The sequence below is a fragment of the Caulobacter henricii genome (genome assembly GCF_001414055.1).
Taxonomy (GTDB): domain Bacteria; phylum Pseudomonadota; class Alphaproteobacteria; order Caulobacterales; family Caulobacteraceae; genus Caulobacter; species Caulobacter henricii.
This window is the reverse complement of sequence record NZ_CP013002.1, coordinates 2,268,721-2,283,089: the sequence shown is the minus strand read 5'-3', so window position 1 is coordinate 2,283,089 and position 14,369 is coordinate 2,268,721. Positions and strand designations below refer to the sequence as shown.

The 14,369-nt window shown below is 63.3% G+C and carries 19 protein-coding genes, 1 tRNA gene and 1 pseudogene; 12 read left to right on the top strand and 9 right to left on the bottom strand.

All coding sequences use genetic code 11. The features are described 5' to 3' along the window. Window positions 1-209 precede the first annotated feature (209 nt). Window positions 210-1,082 (top strand): AraC family transcriptional regulator, encoded by an 873-nt coding sequence (locus AQ619_RS10685; protein WP_166504214.1) that lies wholly within the window; start codon window positions 210-212, stop codon window positions 1,080-1,082. Between the two features lie 524 nt (window positions 1,083-1,606). Here AQ619_RS10685 and AQ619_RS10680 read toward each other — a convergent pair. Further along, window positions 1,607-1,915, bottom strand: coding sequence for a hypothetical protein (locus AQ619_RS10680; protein ID WP_062151574.1), 309 nt, complete (start codon window positions 1,913-1,915; stop codon window positions 1,607-1,609). A 107-nt stretch (window positions 1,916-2,022) separates the two neighbouring features. Between AQ619_RS10680 and AQ619_RS10675 the strand changes: the two genes are divergently transcribed. Then, window positions 2,023-2,241: a hypothetical protein gene (locus AQ619_RS10675; protein WP_062147106.1), complete on the top strand. Its 219-nt coding sequence runs from the start codon at window positions 2,023-2,025 to the stop codon at window positions 2,239-2,241. Next, the gene (locus tag AQ619_RS10670) at window positions 2,242-2,427 is read left to right on the top strand and encodes a hypothetical protein (protein ID WP_062147104.1); all 186 of its coding nucleotides are present in this window, start codon (window positions 2,242-2,244) and stop codon (window positions 2,425-2,427) included. 1 nt (window position 2,428) lies between these two features. Here AQ619_RS10670 and AQ619_RS10665 read toward each other — a convergent pair whose 3' ends face one another. The 5 genes from AQ619_RS10665 to AQ619_RS10645 form a co-directional block, all read right to left on the bottom strand. Further along, on the bottom strand, window positions 2,429-2,941 hold the full coding sequence (locus tag AQ619_RS10665) for a VanZ family protein (protein ID WP_062147102.1): 513 nt from the start codon (window positions 2,939-2,941) through the stop codon (window positions 2,429-2,431). Window positions 2,942-3,040: 99 nt separating this feature from the next. After that, on the bottom strand, window positions 3,041-4,798 hold the full coding sequence (locus AQ619_RS10660; protein WP_062151571.1) for a M1 family metallopeptidase: 1,758 nt from the start codon (window positions 4,796-4,798) through the stop codon (window positions 3,041-3,043). Window positions 4,799-4,915: 117 nt separating this feature from the next. Then, window positions 4,916-5,476 (bottom strand): demethoxyubiquinone hydroxylase family protein, encoded by a 561-nt coding sequence (locus AQ619_RS10655; RefSeq protein WP_062147100.1) that lies wholly within the window; start codon window positions 5,474-5,476, stop codon window positions 4,916-4,918. Next, complete coding sequence (locus tag AQ619_RS10650; RefSeq protein WP_062147098.1) at window positions 5,473-6,102, bottom strand: disulfide bond formation protein B; 630 nt, start codon at window positions 6,100-6,102, stop codon at window positions 5,473-5,475. The genes AQ619_RS10655 and AQ619_RS10650 overlap by 4 nt, the downstream gene beginning before the upstream one ends. Next, window positions 6,099-6,704, bottom strand: coding sequence for a YqaA family protein (locus AQ619_RS10645; RefSeq protein ID WP_062147096.1), 606 nt, complete (start codon window positions 6,702-6,704; stop codon window positions 6,099-6,101). The genes AQ619_RS10650 and AQ619_RS10645 overlap by 4 nt, the downstream gene beginning before the upstream one ends. 214 nt (window positions 6,705-6,918) lie before the next feature. Here AQ619_RS10645 and AQ619_RS10640 point away from each other — a divergent pair, with 214 nt between their 5' ends. Further along, entirely contained in the window at window positions 6,919-7,167 is a 249-nt protein-coding gene (locus AQ619_RS10640) for a DUF3297 family protein (protein ID WP_062147094.1), read from the top strand. A gap of 2 nt (window positions 7,168-7,169) precedes the next feature. After that, the gene (locus AQ619_RS10635; RefSeq protein ID WP_166504213.1) at window positions 7,170-7,592 is read left to right on the top strand and encodes a hypothetical protein; all 423 of its coding nucleotides are present in this window, start codon (window positions 7,170-7,172) and stop codon (window positions 7,590-7,592) included. Here the strand turns inward: AQ619_RS10635 and AQ619_RS10630 are convergent, their stop codons facing one another. Next, window positions 7,593-7,775 carry a DUF3606 domain-containing protein gene (locus tag AQ619_RS10630; RefSeq protein ID WP_062147092.1) on the bottom strand — a complete coding sequence of 61 codons (183 nt, stop codon included), beginning with the start codon at window positions 7,773-7,775 and terminating at the stop codon, window positions 7,593-7,595. Between the two features lie 135 nt (window positions 7,776-7,910). On the opposite strand from AQ619_RS10630, the gene AQ619_RS10625 reads away from it, so the two are divergent. From AQ619_RS10625 to AQ619_RS10615, 3 genes are all read left to right on the top strand, one after another. Beyond that, window positions 7,911-8,153 carry a hypothetical protein gene (locus tag AQ619_RS10625; protein WP_062151565.1) on the top strand — a complete coding sequence of 81 codons (243 nt, stop codon included), beginning with the start codon at window positions 7,911-7,913 and terminating at the stop codon, window positions 8,151-8,153. Window positions 8,154-8,237: 84 nt separating this feature from the next. Continuing rightward, window positions 8,238-9,071 (top strand): hypothetical protein, encoded by an 834-nt coding sequence (locus AQ619_RS19085; RefSeq protein WP_062147090.1) that lies wholly within the window; start codon window positions 8,238-8,240, stop codon window positions 9,069-9,071. A gap of 237 nt (window positions 9,072-9,308) precedes the next feature. After that, window positions 9,309-9,815, top strand: a complete 507-nt coding sequence (locus AQ619_RS10615; RefSeq protein ID WP_062147088.1) for a MarR family winged helix-turn-helix transcriptional regulator — start codon at window positions 9,309-9,311, stop codon at window positions 9,813-9,815. Here the strand turns inward: AQ619_RS10615 and AQ619_RS10610 are convergent. Further along, window positions 9,802-10,810 (bottom strand): annotated as a pseudogene (locus AQ619_RS10610) (P1 family peptidase). The gene AQ619_RS10615 and the pseudogene AQ619_RS10610 sit on opposite strands and share 14 nt — an antisense overlap. A 102-nt stretch (window positions 10,811-10,912) precedes the next feature. Between AQ619_RS10610 and AQ619_RS10605 the strand changes: the two are divergent. From AQ619_RS10605 to AQ619_RS10595, 3 genes are all read left to right on the top strand, one after another. Next, window positions 10,913-10,997, top strand: a tRNA-Leu gene (locus tag AQ619_RS10605). 192 nt (window positions 10,998-11,189) lie between these two features. After that, on the top strand, window positions 11,190-11,966 hold the full coding sequence (locus AQ619_RS10600) for a hypothetical protein (protein ID WP_166504212.1): 777 nt from the start codon (window positions 11,190-11,192) through the stop codon (window positions 11,964-11,966). Then, window positions 11,963-13,102 carry a glycosyltransferase gene (locus AQ619_RS10595; protein ID WP_166504211.1) on the top strand — a complete coding sequence of 380 codons (1,140 nt, stop codon included), beginning with the start codon at window positions 11,963-11,965 and terminating at the stop codon, window positions 13,100-13,102. Before AQ619_RS10600 ends, AQ619_RS10595 begins: the two co-directional genes overlap by 4 nt. Before the next feature lie 387 nt (window positions 13,103-13,489). Here the strand turns inward: AQ619_RS10595 and msrB are convergent, their stop codons facing one another. Continuing rightward, window positions 13,490-13,972, bottom strand: a complete 483-nt coding sequence (gene msrB / locus AQ619_RS10590; protein ID WP_062147082.1) for a peptide-methionine (R)-S-oxide reductase MsrB — start codon at window positions 13,970-13,972, stop codon at window positions 13,490-13,492. A 70-nt stretch (window positions 13,973-14,042) separates the two neighbouring features. Here msrB and AQ619_RS10585 point away from each other — a divergent pair, with 70 nt between their 5' ends. Further along, window positions 14,043-14,363 (top strand): YbjQ family protein, encoded by a 321-nt coding sequence (locus tag AQ619_RS10585; RefSeq protein ID WP_062147080.1) that lies wholly within the window; start codon window positions 14,043-14,045, stop codon window positions 14,361-14,363. Window positions 14,364-14,369 lie beyond the last annotated feature (6 nt).

Below are 14,369 nucleotides of genomic sequence, written 5' to 3'. Positions count from 1 at the left end.
TCAGTATGCGGTGGAGCGCAGCGGGGTTCTAACCTGTGGTCGACCCATACTGACTGTTTTATGACGCCTGTTGGCGTTAGAATGCTGTGAGCGCGGACATTTGGCAGCACGATCTGGATGCCCTTGTGTGCCGTGCCCTGCACGGCTGGCCTCTGCCCTGGGCAGAACGCCAGAGCATCTGCCGCTTTGGCTCGGAGGAGTTCCTGTCGATGAAGGTCGTGCAAGAGGCGGTTCCGTTTGCCGAAGGAAAGACGCTGCGGGTTCTGGACTTGGCGCTCCCTGCCTTTGCCGGGGCCGTGCACGCCCATCCCCTGATCGAATTGACCTGGATCTCTCAGGGGTCCGGCTTGCGTTTTGTGGGCGGTTCGGTCGAGCCCTTCGATACCGGTGACCTGGTTCTCGTTGCGCCAAACGCAGCACACGCCTGGTTGTCATGGGGGCCGCAGCCCAGTGGCGTGAAAGCCATGGTGATGCAGGTTCGGCCCACGGCGAGCCTGACGTCATTGCCGGAATGGGCTGACGGGATCGGTCGCTTGATCAACGAACCGGTTTCGGCTTGGATCCTTGGCGGAGGCGTCGCCGAAGAGGTGCGTCGGGCTATGCCGCAGCTATTGCAATCGCGCGGACTGGCGCAACTGGCGGTGGGCCTGTCCATCCTGGACCTGATTTCCGGCACCAACGACCTGGCGTTGCGACGCCCTCTAGGCCTGCAGTCTCCTCGCCACGAAGGGACCGCAGCTGCGGATGCGCGAAGAATCGACAGGCTGCTGACCTGGGTCGGCGCCCACTTCCATGAGGACCTCTGCGCTGCCACCGCCGCGCAACATCTTCACGTCACGCCAGCGGCTTTCAGCCGCGCTTTCAAGCGCCTCGTCGGGCGGTCTTTCACGGACTATGTCAACGACCTGCGCATCGCTGAAGCCTGCCTGCTTCTGCGGCGAACGGATCAGCCCATCATTGACGTCGCTTTCGCGTGCGGCTTGCCCACGCTCTCCAACTTCAATGTTCAGTTCCGTCGCCGGATCGGCGTGTCTCCACGAGAGTACCGGCGCGCGGTCGATCTCAAAGCTGACGCCAAATGATGCGTAAGGACAGAAGGCCTTCATCCGCCGGCCCCGCCTTCGGCAGATCTCGCCGGCGACCACGCGGCCAAACCTGTTCTCCCGGAATCCTGCCGGCTCCCAACCTTGGCTGCCAATGCCCCGTGGGCTTGCAAGGCCAGCCTGTCCCGTTGCCCCTGGATAGGGCGGGGCCTGGCTGATAGCTCTGCGCACCGGCCTCTTGCCACCTACCACGACCAGGGCTCAAATCAACCCAGGACTCTCGTTATGGCTGGATAAGAAATGGGGGTCACGCCGGTCCGTTGGCCATCTCGTGCCGAAGCTCGAAATGTAAGCCTTCTCGATTTTTGCAAAGTCCAGTGTGGAGTCAGTTCGTAGCCTAAGTCAGTGATGACCCAGTGGTGACCGAGCCTTGATCTGAGGCTCGGTCATCGACCAAGAATTTAATTAAAACAGATATTTACGTGGAAGTTTTGGCGGTTCTTAATGTCCTCTACTGGGGCATTGGACTAGAGGCGTGAGGCAGACCGGCGGCGAGCCGGATGTCAGGTGATGCGTTTGACGCTGACGGGGTCGCTGGCCGGGAAGCTTTCTTCCAGGCCTTCGTCCAGCAGGGCTTCCTGGCGATCCTCGGCCTGATCGACATGCTCGGCGAGTTGGTCGTGGGTTTCGCCGTCCGGCAACGGGGCAACCAACCGGCTGGTTGGGGAGGCTTCGGTCTGGAAGGCTTCCTTGACGTCGGTTTCGCTGACCCGATCCTCGGGATGGCCTGCCTGTCCAAGGTCCTGGGCCTGGGACCAGTCGCCAAGAACACCGGGCGCTGAGTTGGCTGGACTCTGCTTGTTGTCAGTCATGGTCATGTCCTCTGGTGAGGATGAACAACGTTCGCCGGACCGGCCTGTTCCCGCCAACCGCCGGAACAAGGCCTCGCTGTCGGGGGTGGTCTCCTGTACGGTGTCCCATGACCCACAGACCAACCACTCTCGAACGCGCCTTCCAGCTGGCGCGGTCCGGTGAATACGGCAACATTTCCGATATCCGGCGGCAGCTGAAGATCGAGGGCTACTCCGATGCCCCCAGCCAGATCAGTGGTCCGTCCATGCTCAAGCAACTGCGCAAGCTATGCGAAGCGGCGCGGCCGGCTGAGACGAGCGATGTACCCGCCCTGGACGCCCTCTAGATGGCCCTGTCCGACGGTCAGTTGGAGGCGCTGAAAAACCTGGCGCGCAAGCAGGCCGGCGAGGATGTCGACTGGATCAACATCAGCCACGCCCGGGCCCTGACCGATCTCGGCTTCGCACAACGTGACCGCGTGGGCTGGAAGATCACGCCGGAGGGCCTGGAGGCCCTCGCTGCGGCGACCTGAGCTAGGCGGCGGGACGACGCGGAAAGTGCCGGCTGGCCCGTTCTGCGAAGCGGTCCGGCATGGCCTCTGCACCGGGTGCGATCGGCTGGTGCTTGGGGCCCCCGGCCTTGCGGCGATCCAGGGCGATGATCGTCGAGAGGGGCAGATGGCCATGGTCGCGGGCCATCTTGCGGGCGCTTTCGATCAGGCTGGCCCCATAGACGGTGCCAATGCCGACCGCATCTGCGGCCCAGTCCGCCAGGCTTGCGGTTCGCCCCCCAAACATCTGAGCGATCTCGGCAGCGCCGCCCAGGATCAGGGCGGCCTGGGCTAGATCGCTGCGGCGAAGCCGTGGAAAAGCTGCGAAGGACACGGCCGTCAGAGCGCCGAAAGCAAGGGCGTGGGCGCTCTTGTCCGTAAGACCAAGGACTGCCTCCAGACCCTGGAACGGTCCCAGCATCAGGATCGTGGCCGTCGCGGCCCCAAGGGCCAGAACGGCGCGAGCGGCGATCACGACATGGTTGGGCGTCAGCATGGTCCAGCTCTCGGCAAGGCTGATCTCTAGCCCCAGCCTCACACCAGTTCCGTTAAGGAATATCGTCAATCAAGTCTGAATTCGTCTCGCCTTGAGCCGTCAGGGCTTGGCAGTCTTAGCCCTGCGCTTGGCCTTGGCGGTCTTGGCGGCGGCCTTCTTTTGAGCTTCGGCCTCGGCCTTTGCGGCCTCGTCCTTGGACTTTTTCCAGGCCTGATAGGCTTCGACATGAGGCTGGCGACGCAGGATCTTCGAGGCGGGATCCACGATGACCGGCGTCACTGTTCCGACCGGGACCCGGCCCGTTCCGCCCGTCATCGGCAGGGTAACGACCTGGCTTCCGACCTTTACCTCGATCGGCATCGGGAAGGGTTTGTTTCCCGGAACCTTCCAGCTCAGGACGAGATCTTCGCCCTCATGGCTCTGCACCAGTTCCGGCGCAGCGGCTTCGTAGAGATAGACGTTGAAGAACCAGCCATAATCCTGGCCCGTCACGTCATTGACGGCATTGATGAAGTCCCGGGTCGTGGCATAGCGCGGTGCGAAATTGCCGGGCCGGGGGTCCGCCCGACCGTAGACGATGATACGGACCGCCTTGAAGAATGCCTCGTCGCCGATCAGGCTCCGCAAGGTGTGCAGGGCGTTGGCACCCTTGTAATAGATGTCGTTGCCCGGTCCGACCTTGGCATCATAGACCTGATCTTCCGCCATGACCTTTCCGGCCACGATCGGGAACTGGTTCCTGATCGCGGCGCGCTGGGTATTGAGCCGCGCCATGTATTCCATGTCGCCATGCAGCCACTGGGAGTAGAGCGGCTGCATGTAGGTGCCCAGCCCCTCGTGTAGCCACATGTCGTCCCAGTCGGCATTGGTCAGCTGGTTGCCGAACCATTCGTGCGCCAGTTCGTGCTGCAGCAGCCAGTCATAGCCATAGACATCTTTGGCATAGCCATTGCCGTAGGCATTGATGGTCTGGTGCTCCATGCCGAGGTGAGGAGTTTCGACGACGCCCATCTTCTCGTCCCGAAAAGGATAGGGGCCGATCATCGCTTCATAGAAGTCGAGCATGGGCGCAAACTCAGCAAACAGCGCCTTGGCCTCGACCTCTCGCCCCTTCAGGTGCCAGTACCGGATCGGAAAACTGTCCCCGAAGCGGCTCCTGTAGCTGTCCGCCAGTTCGACATAGGGCCCGATGTTCAGGGCGATGGCATAGGTATTCGGCGACCTGGCGCGCCAGTTATAGGTTCGCCAGCCGTCCTGCTCGGTCATGCCGAGGAACTGGCCATTGGCCGGCGCGACCAGCGGGGCAGGGACGGAAATGTGCAGGTCGACCAGTCGGGGTTCACCCATCGGTTGGTCGATGCAGGGCCAGAAGAGATCGCAGCCGTCGCCCTGGACGGCGGTCGCAATCCAGGGTTCGCCAGACTTCGTCGTCTTCCAGACAAAGCCGCCATCCCAGGGCGCGCGTTTCGCCTCATGCGGGACCCCGGCATAGCGAATTCGGAGCTTGACCGTCTCGTCCTTGGCCAGGGGGGCTGGCAAGGTGATGGTGAGCCGGCCTTCGGGATTGCTCCAGGCGCCGGCGGCCAGGGGCTTGCCGTCGAGGGCCAGCAGGCTGACCGGCAGGTTCCGGTCAAGGTCGAGGACCAGTCGGCTCAGCGGACCCCGCGCCTTGATCGTCAGGGTGGCATCGCCCTCGATCGCCTTGCGGGCGGGGATCACCCTGAGGCTCAGATCGACATGCTCGAGGCTCATGTCGCGCTGCTCGGCCGGAACCTCGCCGCCGGTCCCGAGAGTGAGGGCGGTGGTCTTGGGGGACGCGTGCCGAACCTCGGCTGTTGCCAGATCACTGCCGAGCATCAGGACAGTGGCCAGGGCGACGGCGAACAGCGGATTGGATGAGCAGGACAAGCAGGACCCTCGGCACGGCATGATGGCCGCCATGGGTAGGCCCGAGCGGACGTCACGCCAAGGGGGTCAGATTTTCTCGCTGATCTTGATCGCCGCCCGACAACCGGCCTGGATCACGGCCGTCAGCAGGGGATAGGCCACGGCGTCATGGGCACCTTCCTCAACGGCCAGGTCCCGGTGTGCCAACTCGTCGTCGCGAAACTTCGAGAGTTCAGCGGCGAGGTCGGGATCGCGATCGGCCAGTTCGGTGATCTGGGCGGCATAGTGCTTTTCGATGACCGTTTCGACGGCCTCGGTGCAGGCGTGGGCCGCTTTGTCGCCCAGCAGGGCCGTGCCCGCTCCGAGGGCGAAGGCGGCCGCCCGCCAGACCGGCGACATCAAGGTCGGACGAACCCCGCGCTCGGTCAAAAGCTGGTCGAAGCGAGTGAGATGGACTTGTTCATGGCCTTCCATCTCCTGCAGCTGTTCTGCCAGCCGCTCGCGGCCGGGACTGGCGCGCATGACCGCAGCCTGGCCCCGATAGATATGGACTGCGGCCAGTTCCCCGGCCTGATCAACGCGGAGAATCTCGGCCAGGCGCGCGCGCGCAGCCCCGGCCCCCGGTCGACGCGGCGCGGGTCCGCTCACGAGGTTGCCTTTGACTTGCGCAGGCCGGCCGCGAGGCTGGCACCCGAGAGACCCAGCGAAATCAGGGCGTTCCAGCCGGCCATGGACAGGCCCAGAAAGACCCAGGCGGCCTTGTCGCAGGCGGGGGGCTTGATCTTGTCGCCCTTGAGCATGGCCACCAGGTCGCCGGCGGCCGCGACCGTGCCGCCGCTGCAGGTGGTAGGGCCGGGCCACCACTTCCACTCGACCCCGGCATGAAAGGCCGCGAGCCCGGCCGCGTAGAGAAAGACCGCGGCGAGCAGTAGGTCGAACGGCTGACGCAGCTTCGCGGCCCACGGGCTGTAGCGTGCGGCCAGGGCGACCAGGGCGACGGTGCCCGCCACCCAGAGGACCTCGCGCTGTTTCAGGCACAGGGTGCAGGGATAGAGCTTGCCGAAGGTCTCGAAGGCATGGGCGGTCGCCAGCAGGCTGGCGCTGGCCACCAGGGCAACCAACGGCCAGGCGTCGAGGGCCTTTGCGATGATCGTGGCCCTGACCGGCGCGACGGCCTCGGCCGGCAAAGGACCGCGCACGGGCTCAAGGACGGGGGCTTCCGCCGGCGCGAGGCCGACGGCTGTCGCCTTGGGATCGTTGAGGTCGCTGGTCATACCGCGCAGGCACCGCCGCTGCTGCCGCCCAGGAAATGGCTCGCCATCAGGCCAATCACAAGCAGCACGAACAGGCCGCCGGCAAAAAGGGCCAGGCGGCGTTCGATCACCGGGAGCAGGGCAGGGCCGAACTTCTTGACCACCCAGGCGACCAGGAAGAAGCGTGCGCCGCGCGTGATCACCGAGGCGATGATGAACATCGGGAAGCTGAAGGCCGCCAGACCGGAGGCAATGGTCACCAGCTTGTAGGGAATGGGCGTCACGCCCTTGGCCAGAATGACCCAGACCCCGTACTTGTCATACCAGCACTGGAACTCGGCCAGGCCGCCGGCGTGGCCGGTCGCAGCCATCAGCCAGATGCCGAAATCTTGCAGGAAGAATCCGATCGCGTAGCCGAGGACACCCCCCAGAACCGAGGCCAGGGTGCAGATCGTGGCATAGGACCAGGCCCGGTCAGGGCGCGCCAGAACCATTGGGGCCAGCATCACGTCTGGCGGAATGGGGAAGAATGAGCTTTCGGCAAAGGAGATGGCGAACAGGCTCTTCGGGGCGTGGCGCGAGGCGGCCAGTCCCATGACCCAATCGTACAGGCGACGCAGCATGCGAACTCCGGTTTGGTGACGCCTTTAGCTAGCAGGGGGCGCGGCCATTGTCCCCAGCCATGATCGATTTCCCGGCACAAGAATGATGCCCATCTCCCACCGGGAACGGGCGCCATGGGTCGGGCTGGCGTCGCGGCGCTTGGATTTCCGGTGGCGGATGGTTATCACCCGCGTTCAAGGGCTTGCGCCCACGACATCTTCGAAAGCCGATCCGATGAGCGATACCCCTCCTGACCGTCTGGCCACCAATCCCGACAGCCCCTTCTACAATGCCGAGCTTCTCGAACGCGGCGTGGGCATCCGCTTCAAGGGGGTCGAGAAGACCAATGTTGACGAGTATTGCGTCAGCGAAGGCTGGGTCCGGGTCACGGCCGGCAAGACTCTCGACCGCAAGGGCAATCCAATGACCATCAAGCTGCAGGGCGAAGTGGTTCCCTATTTCCGCGATATCGCCGAGTCCTGAACGTGACCCTGCGTCGCCTGATCGATCTGCCCGGCTTTGCCGACCTTGAACACAGGGCCCTGATGAAGCCTGCCTTCGCCGATCCCGAGGCGCGGCGGGAGTTCCCGGAGATCGATCAACTGGCGCGGGACACCTTCGGACTGACCGCCGACGAGGCCGCCCAGATTCCGGATCCGGAAGGCTGGGACGGCATCGACATCAAGTCGATGCGCGATCAGGCCGACCAGTTCGAACGGGAAGGCTGGGATGTGACCGACGACAAGCGGCGGCCGCTGCGGATTCTGGGCCATTTCAGCCATCCGCTCTGGCTGGCCCTGCGCGGCGTGGCCGGCACCCTGCCGTTCGCGCCTGAGCCGGATGCGACCGATCCGGCCCTGACGTCCCTGGCGGCGGAAGCCAAGGCCTTCCAGCGGGACAAGCGCTAGCTAGCGCTTCTTGCCCAGTTCGGTGCCGATATCCTTGATCGAGTTGCCGACCTTGCGGTGGGCGGCGACGATCTGGTCCTTGGTCACGCCCCAGCGCTTCATCCAGTACTCGACCTGGTGACGTTCGCGGGGATCGAGTCGGTCTTCGTCACGAAAGTCGCGCTTGCCCTTGGGAACGCCCATCTTGGTCTCCTGCCTTGTTCCGCGACCTATCCTGCGCTCCAACAGTTGTCGAGGCGACGCCCGCGGCGCATCTTTTTGCGCGATTCCTCCGTTTCAGAGCCTGGCCGACCGATGAGCGACCCCGATCTTGACGCCATGGCGGCCGATGAGCTGAGCCGCGCCATGACCCTCAGCTGGCGCGACCTGTCCAAGGTGATTCCCTGGGGCGACACGTTCGAGGGCATTTCACCGGCCGGCCGCGATGTCGAGGTTGAGCGGAACTATCTGTGGGCCGTCGATGAGGGTGGCGACATCCTCTGTGAGGTCGCCGTCTATGGCGGGCCGTCACGATATGATCAGGGCGCGCGGGCCAGGGGCGTGATTTCCCGCAAAGGGTGACAAGCTTCAGGGTGCAAGTGGTCTTGGCTTGCGTTAACCATAGGGCGCGCCATCATGGTGTCGCCGCAGTATGGGGAGGGGTTGGTGTACCAGTCAGAGTTTCCGGTCGATCAGCCCATCCCGATCTTTGACCCGACCCTGCTGGCGGGTCTGGTGCTGGCCGCCGTGGTCATAGCGGCCCTGGCCTTTGCCGTGGGGCGAAACCTGGGCCGCAAGGACAGGGGTGAGCAGTCGCGCGGCGTCGCCAAGACCATCCATGATGCGATCAAGGCCAAGTGCGTCGCAGCGACGAGCGCGCCTTCGGGCGAACTGGTCTCCAAGACCCAGGAACTGGTCGAGGAAGTACAAAGGCGTATCGGACCGCTCCTGCATTTTGGCGGTCCCTGCGCCAAGGCCATGAAGGGCCTGGCCGAGGCGCTGAAAGGCGAGCCGGCTGAGGAAAAGGACAAGGGTGGCAAGGACGCCCATGGTCATGGTCATGGTCATGGTCATGGTCACGGGCATGGTGGCCATGGGCATGGCCAGCCGCATGCCCATGGCGTTGCCGACCATGGTGGACACGGGACGGTGGGGCATGGCGGCCATGATCCCACCTGCCAGTGCGAGCGCTGTGTCGTTGCGGTGATCGAAGCGGCCGCGCCAAACGTCACGATTCTGGGCCCACGGATCGGTGGCCAGACCGTAGTGATTTCCAATCCTCCCAGCCCGCCCAAGCCTGCGGACGATCACCATGCCGAGCCGGAACCCAAGGTTCTGGATCACAAGGATTTTTCCAAGCAGGTGCGGATGGCGGTGGTCGAGTTCTCGGATTTCTGGAGCCGCGGCGACTGCCTTCTGGAGCTCGAGCGTTGCCAGGCGGCCCTGACCAGCACGACACCGTTTCCGGACAACAAGCTGAAAGATCTCTCACACCACTAGGGACGGGTCTCTGCCCACGGCACGGGCGAGTTGTGCCGCGAATGCACAACCGACGCACGAAATGCGCCGATTGTGTCGAACGGGGGATTCGACGATTGTGGTTCTCGCCGCCAGGGCGTGACATCAGGTTGCCGCGAGATGCACGGAGACCCGGCGGGTCGTCGTGACGACGCAAGGATTGGCGAAGGATCGTCTTCCAATGGGCGACCACGCCCGGGAGGACGAAAGGAACGGGTCATGACCGCAACGGTCTCTTCCCTGACGACGGCGGTGCCTGTGGCACCCGAAGAGGCGCTGAGCCTCGCCGACTATGTCCCGTATCGCCTGGTGACGGCGGCGGCGGCGGTCAGCCGGCTGATCGCGCGCGCCTATGAGGACCGGTTCGGCCTGACCATTCCACAATGGCGGCTGATGTCTGTTCTGGCTGAAGGGGGTCTGACGCCCCACGCCGCCGTAACCCGCACGGCCATGGACAAGGTCCGGGTCAGTCGCGCGGCCCAGGATCTGGTGGAAAGGCGGTTGGTCAATCGCACGACGGTCAGGGCGGATCGTCGATCCCACCGGCTGGAACTGACCGCCGCAGGCCGGCGCCTGTTCGCCGAGATCGCTCCCATGGCCCTGGCCTATGAAGCGGCCCTGCTGTCAGGCCTTGCCCCCAGCGAGGTGGTGACCCTGAAGCGCCTCCTGGGCCGGCTTGAGGTCACAGCGACCCAACTGGCGGGCGGCGAGACTATAATTCCCTGAAATCCCGCGCTTCATAGACAGCGCGGGCGATCGCACGGGCCAGGCAATCCGCCGCCGCTGATCCCAGGCGTGAAACCTCCACGGGCCGGGTGCCAGGGTCGCGGGGTAGTTCAACCTCACCTGAGGCCAGGGCGAAGACTACATCCCCATCGAAACTGGTATGGGCCGGCCTGACGGCGCGACCCATGCCGTCATGGGCCATCATCGCCACTCTCTTGGCCTCGGCCGTAGACAGGTCTGCTGTGACCGCAATGACCGCCAAAGTCGTGTTGGCTCCCGCCCGCAGGCGGCCGGCGGTGCCGAGTTTCGATTCGTCGGGCAGGGGTTCCGTCGCGGATACGGGCCCTTGTGGTGAGCGCCCGCCGAACTCGCCATCGATCTCGAACGGCCAGGCCCAGAAGGTTTCGCCGTCCGGCATATAGACCGCGCCGATGGGGTTTGCCGCGACCAGAGCGCCGACGATCAGGCCGCCGCCGAGGTCGATCGAGGCTGAGCCCAGCCCGCCCTTGACGAGGCCGGCCCTGGCCCCGCGACCGGCTCCGACTGCGCCGAGTTCAAAGCTGTGATCGGCGGCGGCAGCAGCGGCCTGGCCCAGCTCTCGGTAGGGGGGCGTCAGGCCCCATGACTTGTCGCCGCCGTTGGCCAGGTCGTGAAGGACGGCGGCCGGCACAATGGGGATGGCCACCGGCCCGGCCGCCAGGCGCACTCCGATTCCCTTGACCGACAGGTAGCTGGCAACTCCGTCCGCTGCGCCAAGGCCAAAGACCGAACCGCCCGACAGGCAGACGGCATGGGCCCGGCTGAAGCTGCTTTTTTGGCGCAAGGGTGTCGGTTTCGCGCACGCCTGGGCCACCGCCGCGAACATCGACGGCCGCGTTCCAGCCCTCAGGGCAGAGAATCACGGTGACGCCGGTCCGGATGGACTCGTCCTGTGCGGACCCAACGGTCAGTCCCGGCACGTCCGTGATCAGGTTTCGAGGGCCGGGTCGAGGCATGGCGAGAATCTCCTGGTGGCCAACCCTAGGCCAGTCGTCTCGCCACTGGAATTCACCTCGGACGCCTGCTAGAGAGACGGCCCTTCGCGACGTGCGAAGTCTGCGGGCGTGGTGAAACTGGTAGACGCGCCGGACTCAAAATCCGGTTCCGAAAGGAGTGTCGGTTCGACCCCGACCGCCCGCACCAGAAACTTGAAACTCAAGTTTTCCACCTTGGTAACGACCTGAATATTTCAATATTTGTTCAGTATGAGTTCTGAAGCGAATCTGCAGTAATTTTTTGTTGAGAAGTTTTGCATTGAAGGCAATCCGCACGTGTGATTTCAGCTCTAAAACTGCTTAGATTTTTTGGTAGATTACTACAGATTAGAGCTCTGAAATGCCGCCCAGCACTGTCCTTGCCGTAGCCCATCCCGGCCATGAACTTCTGCTCCATTGCTGGATGGAACGTGAAAAGCCCCTGGTCCTGATCTGGACGGATGGTTCCGGAAGCCGGGCTGCGCCGCCCAGGCTCGAGGCATCCAGAAGGCTTATCAAGGCGGCCGGTGCTACGCCGGGGCCGCTGTTCGGTCTTGCCGGTGATCGAGAGTTCTATTCAGCGATCCTTGCCCAGGATCTGGGCTTTTTCACCCGCCTGCTCGACGTCATGACGTCGGCCCTCGTCGACAATTTGGCAGAGCAAATTGTCAGTGATCCGATCGAAGAATACTCCCCGGTCCATGACCTCTGCAGCATGATTTCAACGCTAGCGGCGCAGCGAGCGGGCCGCATCCTGAAGCGTGAAATCAGGCACCTCGACTTTGATATCGAATTTCGAGGATCTCGCACCAGGGTGCAGCAGCCGCTCGAAGCCATAGTCCTGAGTCCGGCCCAGCTTGAGCGCAAAGCGTCGGCTGTTGCCGGCGCGACGGAACTGAGCTTTGAGGTCAACCGACTGCTCCAGATTGATCCCGGTTTGCTTGATCGTGAAGCTTTATATGACCGGCCAAGTGGTCTTGAGGCCTTGAAGGCTCCGAGCGTCACCCCGCAATACGAGATCGCCGCCGCTCCCTTGGTGGCTTCCGGCGTTTTCAAGACACTTATTACCTACAGGGACCATATTGGTCCGTTAGTTAGTGGCCTTGTCGCATATCAATCAAGGGATGTCAGAGCGTGACCGGTACGGCCCAACGACCTTTAAAAGTTCTGCTCACCAACGTTTGGCTACAGCGTCGTGGCGGTACTGAAACGGTGATACGCGATATCTCTCTGGGTTTGTTGAAGCGCGGCCACAGGCCAATTGTTTACTCACCGGTGTTGGGGACGCCTGCTGCAGAATTGCGAGAAAGAGGTGTCGCCGTTGTCAATGATCTCTCTCTCATCACTGACCCGCCGGATGTGATTCACGGCCAACATTTCATTCAGACGGCAGAGGCATTAATCCACTTCCCGGAGGTGCCTGCCGTTCAGATGTGCCACGCCTGGGCGTTCTGGCAAGAAAAGCCTGCCGATTTCCCGCAGGTCTATCGCTATCTTGCTGTAGATCAGGCCGTCCATGATCGCCTGGTCCATAGCGAAGGCATAGCCAAGAAGCGCGTCGAGATCCTACACAATAGTGTCGATCTTTCGCGATACGTCCCGCGCTCTGTGCCTCTACCAGTCAAGCCTTTGAAGGCCCTGGCCTTCACGAAGTTCCAGACCCATGTTCCCATGCTCGAAGCTGTATGCCGAAAATTCGGCATGCAACTCGATGTGATCGGTGTCGGCGACAAGGTTATCGCTCACCCCGAATTCGAGCTCCTCAAGTACGATCTCGTGTTCGCGACGGCGCGGATGGCGTTGGAAGCCCTCTGTGCCGGTTGCGCAGTAATTCTTCTTGATGCTCGGGGTCTGGGCGGCATGGTCACGACGACCAACCTGCCCCGGTTGAGGGATCTGAACTTTGGGCTGAGGTCACTTTCGCCGATGTTGACCCAAGCTTTGATTTCAGCAGAGATCGAGCGTTACGATCCCGATGATGCGCGTCAGGTTTCAGACCAGGCGCGTCAAATGGCCTCTCTGGAACCCATGCTGGACCGTCTCGTGGGGATTTATGAAGAGGCCATGGCGCAGCCATTGCCTGACGAGCGCGAAAAGGCGCAGGCCCTATTCAAGTTCTTGAAGCTCAGCCTTCCGAGTCCACGCGCTAATGATCGGTGGCCCTGGATCAAGGAGTGCCAGGACCTGGAGATGCGCGTGAGTCAGTTGGAAGACGAGCTTTCGAAGACCAAGCTGGCCCTGGCAGAGGCTACTGATGCGCATAAGGGCGGCTAGTGTCGGGAGCGAAATTTGGCATACCGAGCCTGTGATGTTTGGCAGTTACAATAACAATCTGCTGAAATCTGTACTCACGGCCTATGGCAGCGGTCGCTTTTGGTGACGAGTTTGAAGGTGACGCTGAACAACCGCCTCATCTGACTGGTATGGCTGCATATTATTATGCTTCGAGGTAACGATTAACATGCGTCCTCTGCGTCAGTCTGAGAGATGCAGTGCGATCTTTGCCTCTAGTCAGCAGAGGCGGGTGGCCTTGGTCTCACGGATCAGGTCCAAGAGCACGGCCCGGCCCTTGATCCACGGGCCATAGCCCGTGGCGATACCGATCGGGCCAGCCTGACCCTGATCAAAAGAGCAGGAATCCCGAGAACCTGAAGGCCCGGATCAGTCGCCCGCAGGATCGCCGCGATGCAGGGGATCGGGCAGGGGATCGCCGGTCTTCACGAACTGCAGGGACACCGAATTGATGCAGTAACGCAGGCGCGTGGGCGGCGGGCCATCCGGAAAGACGTGTCCCTGGTGGCTGTCACAACGGGCGCAACGGGTTTCGATGCGGGTCATGCCATAGGAGCTGTCCTTGATCGCCCGGACATGATCTTCGGCAAAGGGCGCATAGAAGCTGGGCCAGCCGGTGCCGCTCTCAAACTTGGTCTGGTGGCGGAACAGGGGCAGGCCGCACAGGCGGCAGCCATAGACACCCGGGCTTTTCTCGCCCAGCAGACCGCCGCAGAAGGGGGCCTCGGTGCCGTGCTGCAGCAGAACCCGCGCCTCTTCGGCGGTGAGGTCGCCCTCGAGGCGCGCGCGTTCGGCCTCGTTGGGCGGGGTCAGGTCAAAACCGGCGGTAGATCGGAGTGCGGCGTCTGTCATGACACCCAGTGTAGGGTGCCCGGAGCCAATCGGGTAGAGTCGAAGACGCCCATCAGGAAGGAACGAGCCGATGTTGAACTCTACCACCCCCTCGATCGCCGAGCGCGAAACCGCTGCCACCCTGGGTGTGGTGTCGGGAGAGGCGATCATCGGCGCGCACATCTTCCGCGACATCTTCGCCGGCATTACCAACATCATCGGCGGGCGCGCGGGCGGTTACGAGAAGGCCCTGCGCGAGGCGCGCGACATCGCCCTGCAGGAAATGAACGATGAGGCCCGCCGCCTGGGCGCCGACGCCGTGGTGGGGGTGGATCTCGACTATGAGTCGCTGGGCCCTGACGGCGGCATGCTGATGGTCACCGCCGCCGGCACCGCCGTGAAGCTGCGTTAGGGGAGG

Coding starts and splice junctions, on each gene's coding strand:
- AQ619_RS10685 (WP_166504214.1), top strand. CDS start 210: ATGAAGGTCGTGCAAGAGGCGGTTCCGTTTGCCGAAGGAAAGACGCTG.
- AQ619_RS10680 (WP_062151574.1), bottom strand. CDS start 1,915: ATGACTGACAACAAGCAGAGTCCAGCCAACTCAGCGCCCGGTGTTCTT.
- AQ619_RS10675 (WP_062147106.1), top strand. CDS start 2,023: ATGACCCACAGACCAACCACTCTCGAACGCGCCTTCCAGCTGGCGCGG.
- AQ619_RS10670 (WP_062147104.1), top strand. CDS start 2,242: ATGGCCCTGTCCGACGGTCAGTTGGAGGCGCTGAAAAACCTGGCGCGC.
- AQ619_RS10665 (WP_062147102.1), bottom strand. CDS start 2,941: ATGCTGACGCCCAACCATGTCGTGATCGCCGCTCGCGCCGTTCTGGCC.
- AQ619_RS10660 (WP_062151571.1), bottom strand. CDS start 4,798: ATGCTCGGCAGTGATCTGGCAACAGCCGAGGTTCGGCACGCGTCCCCC.
- AQ619_RS10650 (WP_062147098.1), bottom strand. CDS start 6,102: ATGACCAGCGACCTCAACGATCCCAAGGCGACAGCCGTCGGCCTCGCG.
- AQ619_RS10645 (WP_062147096.1), bottom strand. CDS start 6,704: ATGCTGCGTCGCCTGTACGATTGGGTCATGGGACTGGCCGCCTCGCGC.
- AQ619_RS10640 (WP_062147094.1), top strand. CDS start 6,919: ATGAGCGATACCCCTCCTGACCGTCTGGCCACCAATCCCGACAGCCCC.
- AQ619_RS10630 (WP_062147092.1), bottom strand. CDS start 7,775: ATGGGCGTTCCCAAGGGCAAGCGCGACTTTCGTGACGAAGACCGACTC.
- AQ619_RS10625 (WP_062151565.1), top strand. CDS start 7,911: ATGGCGGCCGATGAGCTGAGCCGCGCCATGACCCTCAGCTGGCGCGAC.
- AQ619_RS10615 (WP_062147088.1), top strand. CDS start 9,309: ATGACCGCAACGGTCTCTTCCCTGACGACGGCGGTGCCTGTGGCACCC.
- AQ619_RS10600 (WP_166504212.1), top strand. CDS start 11,190: ATGCCGCCCAGCACTGTCCTTGCCGTAGCCCATCCCGGCCATGAACTT.
- msrB (WP_062147082.1), bottom strand. CDS start 13,972: ATGACAGACGCCGCACTCCGATCTACCGCCGGTTTTGACCTGACCCCG.
- AQ619_RS10585 (WP_062147080.1), top strand. CDS start 14,043: ATGTTGAACTCTACCACCCCCTCGATCGCCGAGCGCGAAACCGCTGCC.